Annotated in this window: 16 protein-coding genes and 1 pseudogene; 11 read left to right on the forward strand and 6 right to left on the reverse strand. The window is 58.7% G+C overall.

Annotated features, from left to right (window positions below; translation table 11 throughout):
- The first annotated feature begins 73 nt into the window (after positions 1 to 73).
- Positions 74 to 1147, forward strand: a complete 1074-nt coding sequence (locus tag DEU53_RS08955) for a DUF2817 domain-containing protein (protein WP_110866979.1) — start codon at positions 74 to 76, stop codon at positions 1145 to 1147.
- On the opposite strand, the gene DEU53_RS08960 is transcribed toward DEU53_RS08955, so the two are convergent.
- Positions 1142 to 1912 (reverse strand): 2OG-Fe(II) oxygenase, encoded by a 771-nt coding sequence (locus DEU53_RS08960; protein ID WP_110866747.1) that lies wholly within the window; start codon positions 1910 to 1912, stop codon positions 1142 to 1144. The genes DEU53_RS08955 and DEU53_RS08960 overlap by 6 nt on opposite strands.
- A 99-nt stretch (positions 1913 to 2011) precedes the next feature.
- Here DEU53_RS08960 and DEU53_RS08965 point away from each other — a divergent pair, with 99 nt between their 5' ends.
- The 4 genes from DEU53_RS08965 to DEU53_RS08980 are packed head-to-tail and all read left to right on the forward strand — an operon-like array spanning position 2012 to position 5589.
- A complete protein-coding gene (locus DEU53_RS08965) occupies positions 2012 to 2911 on the forward strand; it encodes a LysR substrate-binding domain-containing protein (RefSeq protein WP_110866748.1) in 900 nt (299 codons plus the stop codon).
- Positions 2912 to 2969: 58 nt separating this feature from the next.
- The gene (locus tag DEU53_RS08970; protein ID WP_110866749.1) at positions 2970 to 4268 is read left to right on the forward strand and encodes an SLC13 family permease; all 1299 of its coding nucleotides are present in this window, start codon (positions 2970 to 2972) and stop codon (positions 4266 to 4268) included.
- Between the two features lie 21 nt (positions 4269 to 4289).
- Positions 4290 to 5147 carry an AraC family transcriptional regulator gene (locus DEU53_RS08975; RefSeq protein ID WP_101761724.1) on the forward strand — a complete coding sequence of 286 codons (858 nt, stop codon included), beginning with the start codon at positions 4290 to 4292 and terminating at the stop codon, positions 5145 to 5147.
- Positions 5148 to 5181: 34 nt separating this feature from the next.
- On the forward strand, positions 5182 to 5589 hold the full coding sequence (locus tag DEU53_RS08980) for a DUF2000 family protein (RefSeq protein WP_110866750.1): 408 nt from the start codon (positions 5182 to 5184) through the stop codon (positions 5587 to 5589).
- A gap of 135 nt (positions 5590 to 5724) precedes the next feature.
- On the opposite strand, the gene DEU53_RS08985 is transcribed toward DEU53_RS08980, so the two are convergent.
- The gene (locus DEU53_RS08985; RefSeq protein WP_110866751.1) at positions 5725 to 7047 is read right to left on the reverse strand and encodes an amidase; all 1323 of its coding nucleotides are present in this window, start codon (positions 7045 to 7047) and stop codon (positions 5725 to 5727) included.
- 4 nt (positions 7048 to 7051) lie between these two features.
- Positions 7052 to 7873, reverse strand: coding sequence for an MBL fold metallo-hydrolase (locus DEU53_RS08990; protein WP_110866752.1), 822 nt, complete (start codon positions 7871 to 7873; stop codon positions 7052 to 7054).
- A gap of 82 nt (positions 7874 to 7955) precedes the next feature.
- Here DEU53_RS08990 and DEU53_RS23310 point away from each other — a divergent pair.
- Positions 7956 to 8427: pseudogene (locus DEU53_RS23310) on the forward strand (LysR family transcriptional regulator).
- 30 nt (positions 8428 to 8457) lie between these two features.
- On the opposite strand, the gene DEU53_RS09000 reads toward DEU53_RS23310, so the two are convergent.
- Positions 8458 to 9138 carry an SDR family NAD(P)-dependent oxidoreductase gene (locus DEU53_RS09000; RefSeq protein ID WP_110866753.1) on the reverse strand — a complete coding sequence of 227 codons (681 nt, stop codon included), beginning with the start codon at positions 9136 to 9138 and terminating at the stop codon, positions 8458 to 8460.
- Positions 9139 to 9270: 132 nt separating this feature from the next.
- Between DEU53_RS09000 and DEU53_RS09005 the strand changes: the two genes are divergently transcribed.
- A complete protein-coding gene (locus DEU53_RS09005) occupies positions 9271 to 10206 on the forward strand; it encodes a LysR family transcriptional regulator (RefSeq protein WP_110866754.1) in 936 nt (311 codons plus the stop codon).
- On the opposite strand, the gene DEU53_RS09010 is transcribed toward DEU53_RS09005, so the two are convergent.
- Complete coding sequence (locus DEU53_RS09010; protein WP_110866755.1) at positions 10164 to 11198, reverse strand: LacI family DNA-binding transcriptional regulator; 1035 nt, start codon at positions 11196 to 11198, stop codon at positions 10164 to 10166. The genes DEU53_RS09005 and DEU53_RS09010 overlap by 43 nt on opposite strands.
- Positions 11199 to 11415: 217 nt before the next feature.
- On the opposite strand from DEU53_RS09010, the gene DEU53_RS09015 reads away from it, so the two are divergent.
- The 4 genes from DEU53_RS09015 to DEU53_RS09030 all read left to right on the forward strand — a co-directional run bounded on the left by DEU53_RS09015 (position 11416) and on the right by DEU53_RS09030 (position 16680).
- Positions 11416 to 12444, forward strand: coding sequence for an ABC transporter substrate-binding protein (locus DEU53_RS09015; protein ID WP_110866756.1), 1029 nt, complete (start codon positions 11416 to 11418; stop codon positions 12442 to 12444).
- A gap of 140 nt (positions 12445 to 12584) precedes the next feature.
- Positions 12585 to 14807 (forward strand): iron ABC transporter permease, encoded by a 2223-nt coding sequence (locus DEU53_RS09020; protein WP_110866980.1) that lies wholly within the window; start codon positions 12585 to 12587, stop codon positions 14805 to 14807.
- A complete protein-coding gene (locus DEU53_RS09025) occupies positions 14804 to 15865 on the forward strand; it encodes an ABC transporter ATP-binding protein (RefSeq protein WP_061719127.1) in 1062 nt (353 codons plus the stop codon). Before DEU53_RS09020 ends, DEU53_RS09025 begins: the two co-directional genes overlap by 4 nt.
- A 14-nt stretch (positions 15866 to 15879) precedes the next feature.
- Positions 15880 to 16680 carry an inositol monophosphatase family protein gene (locus DEU53_RS09030; protein ID WP_110866757.1) on the forward strand — a complete coding sequence of 267 codons (801 nt, stop codon included), beginning with the start codon at positions 15880 to 15882 and terminating at the stop codon, positions 16678 to 16680.
- Between the two features lie 36 nt (positions 16681 to 16716).
- On the opposite strand, the gene DEU53_RS09035 is transcribed toward DEU53_RS09030, so the two are convergent.
- Positions 16717 to 17355, reverse strand: a complete 639-nt coding sequence (locus DEU53_RS09035) for a LysE family translocator (protein WP_110866758.1) — start codon at positions 17353 to 17355, stop codon at positions 16717 to 16719.
- Positions 17356 to 17412: the final 57 nt, after the last annotated feature.

Here is a 17412-nt window from a genome sequence, read left to right on the forward strand (position 1 = left end):
AAGTCATATGCACGCAAGGTCGCCATTGATGACGACCTTGCCCACCAACCGCACCCACACTCACTCAAAAATCATGACGAACTTACCGCACTACCCAACTCAACGCGCCCGCTTTCTCGCCGCCGTCAAACGGCAAAACGGCGCATTAACGTCCTACGCGCATCCGTTACCCGGTCCGCAGGGCGAGGAACTTTTCACTGACGTAGCGATAATCGGCGATGCCAACGCATCACGGCTGATGCTGGTGATCTCCGGCACGCACGGCGTAGAAGGCTATTACGGCTCCGATTGCCAGATCGCCTGGCTGGATACCTTCAACCTCATGGCGCTGCCCGCGGATACTGCTATCGTGATGCTGCATCAGCTCAATCCGTGGGGCGCGGCGCATTTACGCCGCGTCAATGAAGACAACATCGACCTCAATCGCAACTTTATCGATTTTTCACAGCCTTCACCCGCCAATCCCGATTACGCCGCGTGGCATGGCATTTACCACGGCGATCGCGCCCGCGCCGATAAGCTGTTAGCTGACGCGCTCAACAGCGCCGGTTGGCCGGCGATAAAACGCGTGGTGGAAGCGGGGCAATATGGCGCGGCGGACGGTTTCTTCTTCGGCGGCCAACAGCCAGGCTGGTCGTACCGCACGCTGCAAACCATCATCGCCGATCACTTGTCGCAGGCCAAAACCATCATCAGCTTCGATCTGCACACCGGCGCGGGCGCGTGGGGACATCCGATGCTGCTGTCGATTGCCGAGCAGCGTTTTGCCGCACATGACTGGGGCAAGGAGATTTATGGAGAATGGTTAACGCTGCTGTTCACCGGCGCAGGGCGCGACAGCGAAACCGGCGTGACCGCGACGGCTACCGGCTATGTGTCGCAATTTCTGCTGACGTCGCTACCTAAGACGCAGATTTTGCCGCTGGTGGTGGAGTGCGGCACCTATCCTGGCGAGGAGATGCATCGCCGCGTGCGCGACGATCACTGGCTGCATCTGCAAGGCGATCCAGCCAGTGAAAGCGGGCGGGCGATTAAGCAGGAGCTGGTGGAAGGGTTCTGGCCCGCCGACGCTGACTGGCGCGCGCTGGTGGCTTTTCGCACCCAGCAGATTTTTGTGCGTGGCTGGCGGGCGTTAATCGATTTATAAGCGTCCGTAAAAGGTCATGCGGGCGGTTTCCGACAGGGCAATGCCTGGCTCGGTGTTATACGCCAGCACCGCCAGCATGCGGGTGATATCGCCTTCGGTTGGCGTAACGCGATGCAGCGAATTGCGGCCACGGAACAGCACCAGATCCCCGGCATCAATCGCCAGCGCTTCCACCGGCTGGCGCTGATCCAACACTGCCGCCACACCGTCGAAATTCATCTCACCGGCATCGGCATCACGCAGATCTTTCACGTACTGGAACACGGCGCCGGCGCGCGGTTTCTGCACCAGCAGCGTGATGGCGAACGACGAGTTATCAAAATGCCAGCCCAGTTCCTGGCCGTCGGGCGCGTAGTGCAGATTGATCGACGAAAGCGGATCGGCATACGGATAGAGCGCCTCCTCACCCAGCACATCGCACAGGAAGCTTTTGAACAGTTCATCGTTGTAGAGCTGGCGCAGCGGCGAATCGGCGGCAATCACATCATCGGTGATGCAGCCTTTGGTGCTAATGACATCGCGATTACGCGGATGATCGGCGCTGAAAGCCTCATCTTTTTTCATCAGATAAACGTTATGTTTGCTGGCGGTGTGATACGCCAGATGGCGCTGCGCATCGCCTTCGGCAATGATGGCCTGCAGCGCAGCAGGCTGCAGGAACTGACGCAAAACTAAAGCGCCGTGCTGATTAAGTTGCTCACGGCAGGTGCGACGCCAGTCGGCATCGGCCAGCGGATGCAGATCGAAACGAATCAAGGCAGACATAGTTTTACTTCTCATGTGTTACAGGTGTGTAAAGACTGTAACTCGCTGATATGTTAATACGTAACGATAAAAATTTAACACCTTGCTAAGGAAACCTTAATGCCCGCGCCATCACCGCGTTTGCCCAAAATCAGCGTCATTCAATCCTTCAAAGTGGCGGCGGAACTGGGCAGCCTGGCGAAAGCGGCTGCGCAGCTGGCGTTAACGCCCGCCGCCGTGAGCCAGCAAATTCGCCAGCTGGAAGAGCAGTTGGGCAGCACGCTGTTTGTGCGCACACAAAGCGGCGTGATGCTGACGGAGATGGGCAAAGAGTATCTGCGTTATGTCACTGAGGCGTTCGACATTCTGCACCTCGGCCAGCAAAACCTGCGCCATGCGGCGTCGGCACCGCGATTAACGCTCTATTCGCTGCCGGCGCTGGCCTCAAAATGGCTGCTGCCGAACATCGCGCAGTGGCGCGCGCACTGTCCTGAAATTGATTTATCGCTGCACGGTACCCATACGCAAGTGGATTTCAACGCCACGCCAGCCGATTTTGTCATCTGTTTCGGCGAAGATCGCTATCCGCAGCTGGACAAGCAGCTACTGTTTCTCGATGAGGTGTTGCCGGTGGCGAGCCCAGCGCTACTGCATCGTTTTGCCGGTATGGATGTGTTGCAGCACGCGCCGCTGATTCACCTCGACTGGGGCAACGAAGGGCGTTTCTTACCTGACTGGCGCAGTTGGTTTCAGGCTAAAGGCATTGACGATGCGCCGCCGCAGCCGTCGTTCAGTTTCAATCTTACCTCGCTGGCGATTGATGCCGCCGTGGCAGGCGCGGGCTTGCTGCTCGGTCAGCGGCGTTTGATTGCCAACGAACTGGCGCGCGGCGAGCTGGTGGTTGTCGATCCGCTTAGCTTGCCGCTTAGCAAACCCTATTTCCTCGCCTGGCCGCAGCGCTCGCTCAGCCAGCCGGGCAGCGCTGCGCTAATCCACTGGCTCACGCAGCTGGCGGGATAACGTATCCACTCGTAGCATCGCCCTTTATGGCGACCTGGAAAAGAAAGGGAGTTCATCAATGACCGCCGATCTCAACTTCTGGCTCACCGCGCTGGTGGTGGGCAGCACCATTTTGCTATGGGCCAGCGCGCGTTTGCCGGAATACGTTACCGCTTTGCTGTTTTTCACGGCGGCGATGTTGCTAAAGTTGGCTCCTGCCAGCAGCATATTCAGCGGTTTTGCCTCGTCGGCGTTTTGGCTGGTGCTCAGCGGATTTGTGCTGGGCGCGGCGATCCGCAAAGTTGGTCTGGCGCAGCGCTGGGCGAACTGGCTGGTGGTGCCGCTTAGCCAAAGCTGGCCGCGTATGATTGCGGGAACTGTGCTGCTGACTTATCTGCTGGCGTTTGTTATGCCCTCAAATATGGGACGCATCGCGCTGCTGATGCCGGTGGTGCTGGCGATGGGCGAACGCGCAGGAATCAAAGCGGGCAGCCGCGGCAGTATTGGCCTGGCGCTGGCAGTGGGATTTGGCACCTTCCAGCTCTCCGCCAGTATTTTGCCCGCCAACGTGCCGAATCTGGTGCTGAGCGGCGCGGCGGAGAGCGCGTATCAGCTGCATCTGCAATGGTTGCCGTGGTGGTTGCTGCATATGCCGGTGGTGGGCGTCGTTAAGGGCTTGTTGTTGATAGGTTGCCTGCTGTTTCTGTTTCACGCGCAGCCCAAAGCGGTCCACCAGCGCGACAGCTTAACCGCGCTTAGCCGCAGCGAATGGCGCTTGATTGGCCTGCTGGCGATCACCTTGCTGCTGTGGATGACCGACAGCGTGCACGGCTTACCGGCTGCGTGGGTGGGATTGGCGGCAGCCTGTATCTGTTTATTGCCGCGCGTAGGTTTTATCTCCAGCGAGGACTTTGCCAGCGGGGTAAATTTCCGCACCTGCATTTACATTGCCGGGATTCTTGGCGTCGCCACACTGGTAGTGGATTCAGGCCTGGGACGGATGATCGCCAATGCGCTGCTTAACGTGTTGCCGCTGCACGAACACCCATCTTTCAGCAATTTCGCGGTGCTCAATGCGCTGGTGTCGCTACTGAATTTCGTGCTCACCGCCAACGGCGTACCGGCGATGGTGACGCCGATGGCGCAAGAACTGGCGAACGCGTCTGGCTTTCCGCTGCTCACCGTGATCATGTTGCAGGTGTTTGCCTACGCTACGCCGCTGCTGCCGTATCAGGCATCGCCGGTGGTGGTGGCGATGGGACTCGGCAACGTTCCGGCGAAGGCCGGTTTACAGCTGTGCGCACTGATTTTTCTGCTTAGCGCGGTGTTGCTGTTACCGCTGGATTATCTGTGGTTTCGGCTGCTAGGCTATGCCTGATGTCTTTGCCAGAGATTGCCTATGCCAGCCAATAATGATTGGGTTGATTTTCGTCGTGATGATGAGACCGGAATTGAAAGCGTCAACGCGCACTTTCGCGGACACGCTTACGATCCGCACGATCACGATGAACTGCTGGTGGGCGTGACGCAACAAGGTTTGCAACGTTTTAACTGCCATCGTTCACTGCACACCAGCACGCCAGGCCGGGCGATTTTGATTGAACCGGGCGCGGTTCACGATGGCCATGCGCCGGACGCCGAGGGTTTCACCTACGTGATGCTCTATCTACCGCAGAGCTGGGTGGCGGAGATGATGCAGCGTCGCGGCTTGGGCGATGTATCGAATATCGAAGGCGCTTTCCGCCACACGTTGACTGACGATGCGCTGTTAGCCAGCGCTATTCAGCAAGCCTGGTTTGCCGTACATCAGGGCGAAGGGCGGTTGGCGCGCGATCAAAGCCTCGATCATTTGCTCACCCTGCTGTCACGCCATCTGGATACCAAACCCAGCCTGCAGCACAGCGAAGCGATGCGTCAGATGCAGCTGCTGCGCGACTATCTGCACGATTTTATGGCGCAGGATATTGGTCTGGATGAGCTGTCGCGCCTTTCCGGCATTGATCGATTCCGCCTGACGCGCCAGTTCAAACAGGCGTTCGGCCAATCGCCGCATGCCTATTTGGTGCGTTTGCGTTTGCGCAGCGCGCGCGCGTTGCTGGCGCAGGGCATTGAGCCGGTGCAGGTGGCGGCGCAGGTTGGATTTGCCGATCAAAGTCATTTGGGCCGTTGGTTTCAGCGCGCCTATCGCATGACGCCCGCCGCTTATCAACGTCAGTGCACAAACGTTCTATACGCTTCCCCGCCTGCTCTTAGATGATGAGGTTTTCGTTGTCATTGGAGAGTTGTTGCAGATGTTTGATACCAAAATCGCCCTGATCGTACGTGATGATTTAGCCACCTGGCAGCGCCTGAATGTGGTGGCGTTCCTCGCTACCGGCGTGGCGTCCGCCGCCCCCGAGATGATGGGCGAACCTTATATTGATGCCAAAGCGCGACAGTACGGCAACATGGCAGGCCAGCCGATGCTGGTGTTTGCCGGGGATTTAGCCGGTTTACAGCGTGCGCACCGTCAGGGACTGGAGCGCGAGTTAACCATTATTCCTTACGTGGAAGCGATGTTTTCCACCGGTCACGATGCGGCGAACCGCGAAGTGTTTATGGCGGAGGATGCTGATCATTTGAATCTGGTCGGCATTGCGCTGCGCGGCCCGAAGAAGGCGGTGGATAAGGCGATTAAGGGATTGGCGTTGCACGGGTAAAGCACGTTTTCCCTCACCCTAACCCTCTCCCGCGGGCGGGAGAGGGAACCGATTGTGCGGCTTAGTAGATGATCATTCGCTCCACCTACTCATTCCCTCTCACGCGGGCGGGAGAGGGCCAGGGTGAGGGCAATACTAAACAAACTTATCCGCCGCGCTCAGCAACAAATCTTCCCGCCCACGCAGCGCCAGCAGCTCCAGCCCAATCGGCAAACCTGCGGCGCTGAATCCCGCTGGAATGCTGATCGCCGGTGCGCCGGTCACCGCTGAAATCAGCGCGTTGCTGCCATCCTGCATCTCACCGTGCTTAACCGGCGCACGGCGCACCACCGGATAAGCCAACAGATTGATCTGCTGCGCGGCGAAAAATTCAGCCAGCTGCAAATACAGATCGCGCTGACGCTGCTGCACCCGCCGGTAACCTTCACTCTCAACGCCCGGATGCTGGGCCCGCGTGGTAAACACCGTTTCCAGCTGAGGATGATAGCGCCCGGACGCCACCACTTCCGCCAGCGTGCGGACCTGCGCCTGCGGTTTATCCGCCAGATATGCCGCCAGCGCAGCGGCAAATTCGTAGCCGATGATATTGGCGTCGGCGGCCAACGTCTCCAGCTTCGGATAACTCACCTCACGCGGCGCGAAATCCGCCAGCGCCGCGCGCACCGCCTGGTTAATCTCGCCTTCATCGGCAGCAAACCCTTCCAGCCAGATGCCGATGCGCAGCGGCTCATCGCTCTCCGCAAACTGTTGTCCGCTGAGAATTTCAGACGCTAAACGTAAATCCGCCGCCGACCGCGCCAGCGGGCCGGGAATATCCTGAGTTGGCGACAGCGGCACAATGCCGTCGGTGCTGATTGCACCGCGCGTCATGCGCAGGCCAAAAAGATGGTTAAACGCCGCCGGAATGCGCACCGATCCGGCGGTATCGCTGCCGATCGCCAGCGGCACGTAACCGGCTGCGACCGCCACGGCGGAACCGCTGCTCGATCCGCCCGGCGAGCGGCCTTCAACCCACGCATTATGGGTAAATCCGCTTAACGACGACGCGCCGGTAATGCCCGCCGCCAGCTCGTGCATGGCGGTTTTGCCGATCAGAATCGCACCTGCCTTTTTCAGTCGGGTAACCAGCGGCGCATCGTCGCTGGCGATAACCTCACGCAGCAGCACCGAACCGGCGCTGGTTGGCCAGCCCTTCACTTCGATATTGTCTTTAATCAGCACAGGAATCCCTTCCAGCGGTCCCGCCACCTCGCCGCGCTGACGACGCGCATCGCTGGCGTCCGCTGCCGCTAGGGCTTGTTCGGCAAACAGCCAGGTGATGGCGTTGTAGCGCGGTTGATCCACCTCGCCAATGCGCTGCAGCGCGAAGGTGGCTAACTGGCGCGCGCTCACCCTGTGCTGGGTCAGCGCCTGCTGTAAATCGTTAATCGAAGCGGTGAGATAATCAGCGTATTGCATTAGGTTAATTCTCCAGCGGAATCCATTGCCCGTCGCGCGTGACGCGTCCGCACGCGCTGCCAGTAAAGTGGGTGCTGAACCAGATTGCCTGATGTTGTGCGCACCAGTCCACCACCCGTTGCCGTGAAGTGACCGCCAGCGCTTTATTCTCGCAAAACAGTGAGTTCCAGTGCGGATACTGAAACTGGATGGCATTATGCATCACGTCGCCGGCAAAGATGGCCGATTCACCGGCGCTTTCCAGCACGATCGATGCATGATCAACGCTGTGACCGGGCGTGGAGAGATAGCGCAGCACGCCAGCAAACAAAGGTGAATCCTGCACGTTGATAGTCTCTAGCTGTCCGCTTGCTATCAGCGGCAGAATACTGTCGCGATAGAGCTCATGCGCCGCCGGATTCTGTTGACAGTGCGCCAGTTCCCGCGCCGAGCAGATATAGCGCGCATTCGGGAACATCGGCTGCCATTCGCCATCACGCTGATGCGTATTCCAGCCAACGTGATCGGTATGAATGTGCGTCATCAGCACCAGCGTCACTTCGGCTGGATCAACGCCCGCCTGCGCGAGGTTTGTGGCATACGGCGTGTTCAGCTGGTGAAATAATGGCTTGTTGTCGCGATTGCGGCCGTTGCCGGTGGCGGTATCGATAATGATGGTGTGTTCACCGGTGCGCACCACCCAGCTATGAATCGACATTTCGGCGTGCTGCTCAGCTAATTCGTCACTCATTTCCGCGCGATGTGGCGTAAACAGCACGCCCAGCGGGAAGGCGGCGGTTTGTTCGCTCACTTTGGTAATCAGGCAATCGCCGACGCGAATCGTCATGAGGTGCTCCTAAATTTTTTGGTGGCAGCGAAGAAGCCTCACTATAATGGCGGCACGATCATTATTTAAATCGATTAGAATCATGCAGAGCATCAACGAAAATGATTTTTCACGCATCGACCTGAATTTGCTGGTGGTGTTGCTGGTGATGTACGAGGTACGCAGCGTCACGCAGGCGGCAAATCGGCTCTATCTCGGACAACCGGCAGTGAGCGGGGCGTTAAAACGGCTGCGCGAGATGTTTGACGATCCGCTATTTGTGCGCGCTGGATCGGCAGCTGCAGTAACAAGGTGTAGCGCGGCGCGTGCGCTATGTGACGCCAAATTTCTCCGCGTTGCCGATTCTGCTTAAGCGCTTGCCGCTGTTCGCTACGGTGCCGCAGGGTTTGGTACCATCCTGGTGCGATTTGTATGACCTGAGCGCCGCGCCAGTGCCGGTCAATATGCCGGATTATGAAGTGTCGCTGCTGTGGCATAACGCGCGTAGCGAAGATGCCGCCAGCCGCTGGCTGCGGGAGAGGCTGCGCGGGCTGATAAAGAGTAAGCCGCTTTGATGAGGTCGCCATAAATGGCGACCTGCACGTTTACCACGGCACCACACGCCCTAAATAATCCAGATAATGAATTCCGCGTCGCCCAGCGTAGCTTTCCATGGTGTTCAGCAAGTTCGGAATGCTCTCCTCAATGGTCAGGCGCGCTTCCGGGCCGCCCATATCGGTACGCACCCAGCCGGGTGCCATCAACAATAACGTGCGCTCGCCGCCGCTACGTGCGGCGAAGCTGCGCATAAACATATTCAGCGCCGCTTTGCTGCCGCGATACACCTCGTAATTACCGTTGGTATTGTTAGTCAAACTGCCCTGGCCAGATGACATCACCGCAATAGTGCCGCTGGGCGTAACGCGATCTTTAAAGGTTTCAATCACCCGCAGCGGGCTTAGCGCGTTAGTCACCATCACGCGGGTGAACTCACTGGTTGTGACATCGGCGATGGTTTCTCGGTCATCATTTTTCACCCCCGCGTTGACGAACAGCATATCGAACTGGCGATCCGCCAGCCGCGTATGCAGCGCCTGGACCTGTTCCGGTTCATTGATATCCACGCTCTCCACCGTCAGCTGTGCGGGGAAGCGATCGGCCAGTTGTTGTAAATTTCCTGTCGAGTTTTCACGTCCGGTGGCGACCACCTGATAACCGCGCTGCAGCATGGTTTCCGCCAGTGCCAAACCCAGGCCACGCGATGCGCCAATCAGCAATATCTTCATGTTGTTCTCCTCGGTGTTTGCGATAAGAAGAGTGTAGCGCCGGGCGAGGGCAGGCGGAACGCGCAGCACTCGCAGTATTAACCTGCGCCAAACGCCTTGTCTCAAAGTGCGCAATAGGCGAGGATAAAGCGTATGAATGATGCCGATTTGAATCTGTTAATTGCTTTGGATGCGCTGCTGATTGAAGGCAGCGTGATTGGCGCTGCGCGTCGCTTGGGCTTAAGCGAATCGGCGATGAGCCGCACGCTGGGACGCTTACGTGCCACCACCGGCGATGCGCTGTTAGTGCGCGCCGGACGCAACATGGTGCTGACACCTTATGCCGAAGCGATCCGCGAGCGCACGCATCACACGGTACGCGAGGCGCGTGCGGTGTTAAGCCCAACGGCGCAGTCGCTGGATCTGCATCAGCTAGACCGCTGCTTCACCCTGCGCACCAATGAAGGGTTCGTCGAAGCCTTTGGCAGCGCGCTCATCGCTGCCGTGGCGCACCAGGCGCCGCACGCGTGGCTCAGTTTTGTGCCCAAGCCGGAGAAAAGCGCGCGCGATTTGCGCGAAGGCAACATCGATCTGGAGATTGGCGTCCTGGGCAATATGGGCCCGGAGATTCGCCTGCAGGCGCTGTTCCGCGATAGCTTCGTTGGCGTGGTGCGCGCCGGGCATCCGCTCACGCAGCAGCTGGATATCACCCAGTTCGCCGCTTTTGGTCATATCGTGGCGTCACGGCGCGGTGAGCTTGGCGGGCCGATTCACGATGCGCTGCAGCAGGCAGGATTAACCCGCAAGGTGGCGGCGGTGGTAGCGGCATTCTCCAGCGCGGTGGCGCTGGCGCAGGAATCGGATCACATTGCTTTGGTGCCGCGTTCGCTGTTTCTGCATCATCCGTTGATCAAAAACAGCACCCGCTTAGCGATGTTTGAACTGCCGTTCGCCACGCCAGAAATGACAGTGTCACAACTGTGGCATCCGCGACTGGAAAACGACGCGGCGCATCATTGGTTACGCGGCGTGGTAAAAAATGTTTGTCAGCCGCCGCGCACCGAACCACGCCACACCACATCGGCCTGATACAGCAGGCTGTCGTGCTGCTGTTCAACTTGCGGCGTGAAGCCGGTTTCCTCCTGCTCGGTTTGTATCAACCATTTCACCGCGTCCTGCGCGAACTGCTCAACCGGCTGGGAAAACGTGGTGAGATTGTAGGATGACCAGCCGGCCTGCGCGATGTTGTCGTAACCGATCAAACAGAGATCTTCCGGCACGCGCAGCGCAAAGCGGTGGCGCGCTTCATCCATAAAGCCGCAGGCCACCAAATCGGTGACGCAAAACACGCCGTCCGGTCGCTGATGACGCGTTAGCAAGCGGTGCGCCAGAATCTGCCCACTCTCGTAAGAGGTGGTACCAAAACGTTCGATGGTCACGGTTAATCCCGCCCGTTCGGCCGCCAGCACAAAGGTGTCTTCACGCTTTTTCAGGCTCGGCGTGCCCGCCAGCGAATTGGCAAATGCCAGATGCTGACAACCGGCGCGCTGAAACGCCATTACCGCCGTTTGCGCGGCGCTTTCGGCATCGAGATTGATGCTAAGCGAGCCCGGCAACGCTTCATCGCGGTTGATCAAAATGATGCGCTGGCCGTGTTTATAGCATTGGCGCGTGATGGTGCGATCCGGCATGCCGGAGAGAATGATTGAGGCATCGGCGCGGAAATTAATCGCCTGCTGCAGCGCCGCCGAAACGCTGTTATCCGAGCGATCGGTGTTGATCAGCATCGCCACTTTGCCCGCTTCCTGCAAAAACTGCGTCAGCCAGCGCACCAGACTGGCGCGATAGGGCGTGGCGATTTCCGAGACGATCAGGCAGACAATGCTGCTGCGATTACGCACCAGACCGCGTGCCAGATGATTGACGTGATACCCCAACTCTTCCGCCGCCTTCATCACCCGTTCTCGCGTTGCCGGTGACACGCTGGCGCCCGGCGTAAACGCGCGCGACACCGCTGAGCGCGATACGCCCGCGCGTTCAGCGACATCCTGCGCGCTCACCACCGCTTTCTCATGCTGCATGTTCAACACCTCTTCACAATCTGGCTGCAACTGAGTCTGCCTCAGATTGCAAAGCTGTGCAAACCGCTTTAGCTCTCATTTGTTGCATTTTTGTGACATCGCCTAACAATTGCGCAGCGTGGTGTTTGACAGGACATTTCTTGTTCATTACTACTTTGCACACACGTGCAAGAAAAGGTGCCAATGAAGCACCAACCCTACAATCCAGGAGAACACTATGCGAGTCACCTCAATGGCCATCGCGCTATCCCTCTGTTGCACTGCCATACCTTTTGCCGCCTCGGCGGCGGGCAATCTGAACATGGTCTGCTCCGCCGATGTGGTGGTGTGCGAGCGCATGACCAACATCTTCAGCAAGGCGCATCCGGATATCAAAGTCAGCATGGTGCGCCTCTCGGCGGGCGAAGCTTATGCACGCCTGCGCAGCGAAGCACGTAATCCGCGTACTGATATCTGGTGGGCGGGCACCGGCGATCCGCATATGCAGGCGGCGGAAGAGGGGCTGACGCAGCCGTACAAATCGCCGCTGCTCGATCAGCAGCAGGATTGGGCGCAGAAGCAGGCGGAAAACTCTCATTACCGCACGGTGGGCATTTACGCCGGCGCGCTCGGTTGGGGTTACAACACCAAATTACTGGCGTCGAAAAAGCTGAAAGAGCCGAAATGCTGGGCCGATTTGCTGGACCCAAGCTTTAAAGGAGAAATTCAGATCGCCAACCCGAACTCGTCGGGCACGGCCTACAACACGCTGGCGACGCTGGTGCAGATCATGGGTGAAGATCAGGCCTTTGATTACCTGAAAAAACTCAACGCCAATATTTCGCAGTACACCAAATCCGGCTCGGCGCCGGTGAAATCGGCGGCGCGTGGCGAAACCACCGTTGGCATTGTGTTTATGCATGATGCGGTGGCGATGGAAGTCGACGGTTTCCCGATCAAGACCGTCGCGCCCTGTGAAGGCACCGGCTATGAAATTGGCTCAATGTCGATTGTTAAAGGAGCGCGCAATCTCGCGAACGCCAAAGTCTGGTACGACTGGGCGCTGAGCGCCGAAGCGCAATCGCATATGAAAGAGGCCAAATCCTTCCAGCTGCCGTCGAACCGCAACGCGGAGATTTCAGAGTACGCGCCGCGCTTTGAGAACATCAAATTGATCGATTACGACTTCAAGACCTACGGCGATTCGGCCAAACGTAAAGCGTTACTGGGACGTTGGGATAAAGAGATCGGTGCCAGCGCGCAGTAACAGAATTTGCGCACACCGTAGCGGCGCAATTTATTGCGCGTTGTTCGTCGGTGCATGCGGTTCGAATGTTGAAAAGCAAAAACGCGCGAGAAATCGCGCCGCTACGCATACGTGCACGCAATGACGTTTTGGGGGATTGGATGAATGCAAATAATCGTCGTCTGACAGGCGCGCTGCTCATCGGCGCGGTGGCGTTACTGCTGCTGCCGTGGTTCAGCCTGGAAGCCGGTTTCTTCAGCCGCGGCTGGTTAACCAGCCTGTGGAGCGATAGCGCCAACGCGCCTGCGTTGTGGCAAGTGGGCGAACATCCGTGGCTCATCATCGCCATCGCGCTGTTTGTGCTGTGCGCTGGCTGCGGCCTCCTGCCAGCCGCGGCGCGCAGTCGTTTGCTGCTGCTGTTCAGCGCACTTGGCGTGCTGTTCCTCATCATCGAAGGTCATGTCATTGGTTACAGCGGCTGGAGCTGGCTGTGGGTGGAAAACCGCTTCGGCGCACTTGCCTCGGGCCAGCCGGCGATGGGCGCAGGTGCGCTGCTGTTACTGACCACTTTCCTGCTGCTGTTCTCCTTCGCGCTGGCCGAACGCGGCGTGATGAAAGGCGACGCCTTTGTGGTGGCGTCGCTGGTGCTGCTCACCGCGCTGGTGAGCATCTTTGTGCTCTATCCGGTGCTGAGCATGTTTGTGGTGTCGGTGCAGGACGTAGACGGCAGCTTCAAACCGGATGGCTTGATCAGCAACATTCAGGATCCGTCGATCTGGAGCTTGTCCTGTTTGTCGGGCGGCACCTGTGGCACCGCGTGGCGCACATTGTGGCTGGCGCTGATGACCGCCGCCGGATCAACGTTGCTCGGTCTTGCCTTTGCCTTAGCCGCTACGCGCACGCCGCTGCCTTTTAAGAAAGCACTGCGCATGCTGACCATTCTGCCGATCATCACGCCACCGTTTGTCATTGGTCTGGCGCTGATCCTGCTGTTTGGTCGCTCCGGCGTGGTGACGGAACATCTGGCGGCGCTGTTTGGCATCGAGCCGGGCCGCTGGCTATATGGCTTAACCGGCATCTGGATTGCGCAGGTGCTGTCGTTTACGCCGATCGCGTTTCTGGTGCTGATTGGCGTGGTGGAAGGTGTTAGTCCGTCGCTGGAAGAGGCATCACAAACGCTGCGTGCCAATCGCTGGCGCACCTTTACGCGCGTCTCGCTGCCGCTGATGGCGCCGGGTTTGGCCAACGCCTTCCTGATTAGCTTTATCGAAAGCATGGCCGATTTCGGTAATCCGATGGTGCTGGGCGGCAGTCACGGCGTGCTCTCCACGGAGATCTTCTTCTCGGTAGTTGGCGCGCAGAACGATCCAAGTCGTGCGGCGGTGCTGGCGATGATTCTGCTGTGCTTCACGCTGACGGCCTTTGTGCTGCAGCGCTGGTGGCTCGGCGGTAAAAACTTCGCCACCGTCACCGGCAAAGGCGACGGCGGCAAACATGTGCAGCTGCCGCGCGTGCTGCGCTTTGGCGTATACGGCATGGTGATTCCGTGGGGCCTGTTCACGCTGGTGATCTACGGAATGATTGTGGTCGGCGGCTTTGTGCAGTCGTGGGGATTGAATGATGCGCTGACCATCGAGCATTACGTGCGCGCCTTCGGCGTCAGCTTCAGCGACGGGCATCTGTTGTGGAGCGGCGTGGCGTGGAACTCGTTCTGGACCACGCTGGAGATCGCGCTGATTGCCGCGCCGCTGACGGCGATTGTCGGCCTGCTCACCGCATGGCTGATTGTGCGGCAGAAGTTTGCCGGTCGTCAGACCTTCGAGTTCCTGCTGATGCTGAGCTTCGCCATTCCCGGCACGGTGATCGGCGTGAGTTATGTGATGGCCTATAACCTGCCGCCGCTGGAGATCACCGGTACCGCGATGATCCTGGTAGCCTGCTTTGTGTTCCGCAACATGCCGGTCGGCGTGCGCGGCGGCATCGCGGCGATGAGCCAGCTGGATAAAAGTCTGGATGAAGCGTCATTAACGCTCGGGGCCAACAGCTTCCGCACGCTGCGCAAAGTGGTACTGCCGCTGCTAAAACCCGCCATCAGCGCCGCGCTGGTCTACGCCTTCGTGCGTGCCATTACCTCAATCAGTGCGGTGATCTTCCTCGTGAGCGCGCAATACAACATGGCAACCTCTTACATCGTCGGGCTGGTGGAAAACGGCGAATACGGTGTGGCGATTGCTTACTCAACCGTCTTGATTGTGGTGATGCTGCTGATCATCGGCATGTTCCAGTGGCTGGTGGGCGAACGGCGTCTGCGCCGCGTGGCCCGCCCGGTCGATATTGCGGTGCCGCCCGCAACAACCTCATTAACCCAGGAGAGAGCCGTATGACACGCGTAACCGCTGGATCTGTGGTGTTTGAACACGTCTCGAAACGCTTTGCCGGATTTGATGCCATTCCCGATCTCTCGCTGACGGTGGAGCCCGGCACGCTGGTAACGCTGCTGGGTCCATCCGGCTGCGGCAAAACCACCACGTTGCGCCTGCTGGCCGGGCTCGAGCATCCCAGCGCCGGGCGCATTTTGATTGGCGGCAAAGATGTCACCAACTTGCCCGCCAACGAGCGCGACGTGGCGATGGTGTTTCAGTCTTACGCGCTGTTCCCGCACATGAGCGCGCTCGACAACATCATGTATGGCTTGCAGTCGTCGGGCATGAATAAGCGTGAAGCGCAGGACCGCGCGCGCGAAGGGTTGAAGCTGGTGGGCCTCGAACATCAGGGCCAGCGATTGCCGTCTGAGCTCTCCGGTGGGCAGCAGCAGCGCATTGCCGTGGCGCGCGCGCTGGTGCTGGAGCCGCAGGTGCTGCTGCTGGATGAACCGCTCTCGAATCTCGATGAGCGTTTGCGTCGCCGGGTGCGCACCGATATCCGCGATCTGCAACAGCGGCTCGGCTTCACCGCGGTGTACGTCACGCACGATCAGGAAGAGGCGCTGGCGGTCTCCGATAAGATTATTGTCATGAAAGAGGGGGATATTGCCCAGCAGGGCGCGCCGGAAAGTCTTTATCACGCGCCGAACTCGGTGTTTATCGCCGACTTTATGGGCGAGGCCAATATCCTGCCATGCGAAGTGGAGCAGCTTGATGGCAGCGAAGCGCTGGTGCGACTCGGCAGCCAGCGCTATCGCGTGCGCGGCAACGGCCTGAAAACCGGCGCAGCACAGCTGTCGGTGCGACCGCAATTCATCACCCTGCGCGGAGAAGGCGCAGGTGCACTGCGCGGCGAAGTGACGCACAGCACGTGGCTCGGCGACCATATCGAATATGAAGTCGCCACCGAATTGGGTTCACTGTTTATTGTCGATGCCGAGATGGAGCAGCAGTTGCCGCTGGCCTCGAACGTCGCGATTGATTTTAAACCTCAGGGTTTGGCCCTGATTGCCGGTTAATGTAAGGATGGATGATGAGTGAATTAGACAATGACCCGCTGTTATCGCGCCTGATTCTGGCGGAGAAGGTGGCACGCACCGGCGGCGCGAAGGCGCTGGAGTATTTCCATCAGCGTGAAACTTTGGTGGTCGAGACCAAATACGATTTGCAGGATGTGGTGTCGCGCGCTGACCGCGAAGTGGAGCAGATGATCGACCAGCAAATTCGCGCGCAGTTTGCCGACGACGGTTTCCTCGGCGAAGAGTACGGATTGCAGGAAGGTTCATCGGGTTATACGTGGGTGGTCGATCCGATCGACGGCACCAGCCCGTTCCTTAACGGCATGCCGAACTGGTGCGTGTCCGTGGCGGTGCTGCATGACGGCGTGCCGGTGATTGGCGTGATTTTCGCGCCCACTTATCAGGAGTGTTACGTGGCGGCGATGGGTCAGGGTGCCACGCTCAACGGCAAGCGCTTGCAGGTGGATGCGTCGCGCACGCTGCAAAACCACGTCACCGGTTTTGGTGCCAACAGCCACGTCAGCCCGGATGAAGTAGGGAAAATCCTCGCATCGCTGCTGGCGGCAGGGGGGAATTTTATCCGCATTGGGTCCGGCGCATTGATGCTGGCGTGGGTCGCGGCTGGGCGCGTGGTCGGTTATTACGAACCGTATATGCATGCGTGGGATTGCCTGGCCGGTTATTGCCTGGTGAAGGAAGCGGGCGGCTGGTATCACCCGTTCAATACCGAAGGTGAACGATTGTTGAAAGGCGCACAGGTATTGGCGGTTGCGCCAGGTGCGGAAGCGGATTTGAAGCGGATTGCCGGGTTGTGATGTTGGTTGCGGTCGCCATTGAATGGCGACCTTCTATCAAACCAGAATAAATTCCCGGTAACCCGACCAAATCACATAGATGGCGAAATAAACAAAAATCAACGCCGAAGCAAGATAGGAATACTTCAATAAACGCTGCCCCAGCAGCTTGCCGCCCATGCTCCCCACCAGGCACAGCACGCAGGTCCACACTACGCCCGCGATAAAGAAGCCGCCAAGAAACGATGAGGTTGCCGCCGCGCTGCCGTGTCCCATGCGGGAAATCAACGCACCGCCGACGCTGGCAAACCACAAAATCGCGGTCGGCGATGACATCGCCAGCATCACGCCACGACTGAACTCGCGCAGCAGCGATCGATAGGGCTGTTGTTCGGTTTCCGGCAGTGCAGCCTGCTTTTGCAACGCCGCATACAGCATTTTCCCGGCAAACCACAGCAGCATCACTCCGCCGCCAATCCACAATGCCCAGCGCACGGCGGTGAACTGCAACACAATCGCCATGCCCGCCAGCGCCAGCACCGCATAGATTAAGTCACCAATGCAGGTGCCAATCCCCAACCAGAAACCGTGAAAATAGCCGCGCTGCATCGCCAGCGTGATCATGGCGATATTGGCGAGACCAATATCAAGGCATAACGACAAACTCAGCAGAAAACCATTTGAAAACTGCAGCATAGCAACGTCAGCATCCCTGGCATGTTAATAGGGCTGTATTAAAGCATGCAGGAAAAC

The organism is Pantoea sp. AG1095, assembly GCF_003208415.1.
Lineage (GTDB): Bacteria > Pseudomonadota > Gammaproteobacteria > Enterobacterales > Enterobacteriaceae > Pantoea > Pantoea leporis.

Bases quoted from the DNA above. Each gene is read 5' to 3' on its own strand.
- DEU53_RS08985 (WP_110866751.1), bottom strand. From the start codon at position 7,047: ATGCAATACGCTGATTATCTCACCGCTTCGATTAACGATTTACAGCAG.
- DEU53_RS09005 (WP_110866754.1), top strand. From the start codon at position 9,271: ATGAATGATGCCGATTTGAATCTGTTAATTGCTTTGGATGCGCTGCTG.
- DEU53_RS09020 (WP_110866980.1), top strand. From the start codon at position 12,585: ATGAATGCAAATAATCGTCGTCTGACAGGCGCGCTGCTCATCGGCGCG.
- DEU53_RS08980 (WP_110866750.1), top strand. From the start codon at position 5,182: ATGTTTGATACCAAAATCGCCCTGATCGTACGTGATGATTTAGCCACC.
- DEU53_RS09000 (WP_110866753.1), bottom strand. From the start codon at position 9,138: ATGAAGATATTGCTGATTGGCGCATCGCGTGGCCTGGGTTTGGCACTG.
- DEU53_RS08970 (WP_110866749.1), top strand. From the start codon at position 2,970: ATGACCGCCGATCTCAACTTCTGGCTCACCGCGCTGGTGGTGGGCAGC.
- DEU53_RS08955 (WP_110866979.1), top strand. From the start codon at position 74: ATGACGAACTTACCGCACTACCCAACTCAACGCGCCCGCTTTCTCGCC.
- DEU53_RS08990 (WP_110866752.1), bottom strand. From the start codon at position 7,873: ATGACGATTCGCGTCGGCGATTGCCTGATTACCAAAGTGAGCGAACAA.
- DEU53_RS08975 (WP_101761724.1), top strand. From the start codon at position 4,290: ATGCCAGCCAATAATGATTGGGTTGATTTTCGTCGTGATGATGAGACC.
- DEU53_RS09010 (WP_110866755.1), bottom strand. From the start codon at position 11,198: ATGCAGCATGAGAAAGCGGTGGTGAGCGCGCAGGATGTCGCTGAACGC.
- DEU53_RS09035 (WP_110866758.1), bottom strand. From the start codon at position 17,355: ATGCTGCAGTTTTCAAATGGTTTTCTGCTGAGTTTGTCGTTATGCCTT.
- DEU53_RS09030 (WP_110866757.1), top strand. From the start codon at position 15,880: ATGAGTGAATTAGACAATGACCCGCTGTTATCGCGCCTGATTCTGGCG.
- DEU53_RS09025 (WP_061719127.1), top strand. From the start codon at position 14,804: ATGACACGCGTAACCGCTGGATCTGTGGTGTTTGAACACGTCTCGAAA.
- DEU53_RS08960 (WP_110866747.1), bottom strand. From the start codon at position 1,912: ATGTCTGCCTTGATTCGTTTCGATCTGCATCCGCTGGCCGATGCCGAC.
- DEU53_RS08965 (WP_110866748.1), top strand. From the start codon at position 2,012: ATGCCCGCGCCATCACCGCGTTTGCCCAAAATCAGCGTCATTCAATCC.
- DEU53_RS09015 (WP_110866756.1), top strand. From the start codon at position 11,416: ATGCGAGTCACCTCAATGGCCATCGCGCTATCCCTCTGTTGCACTGCC.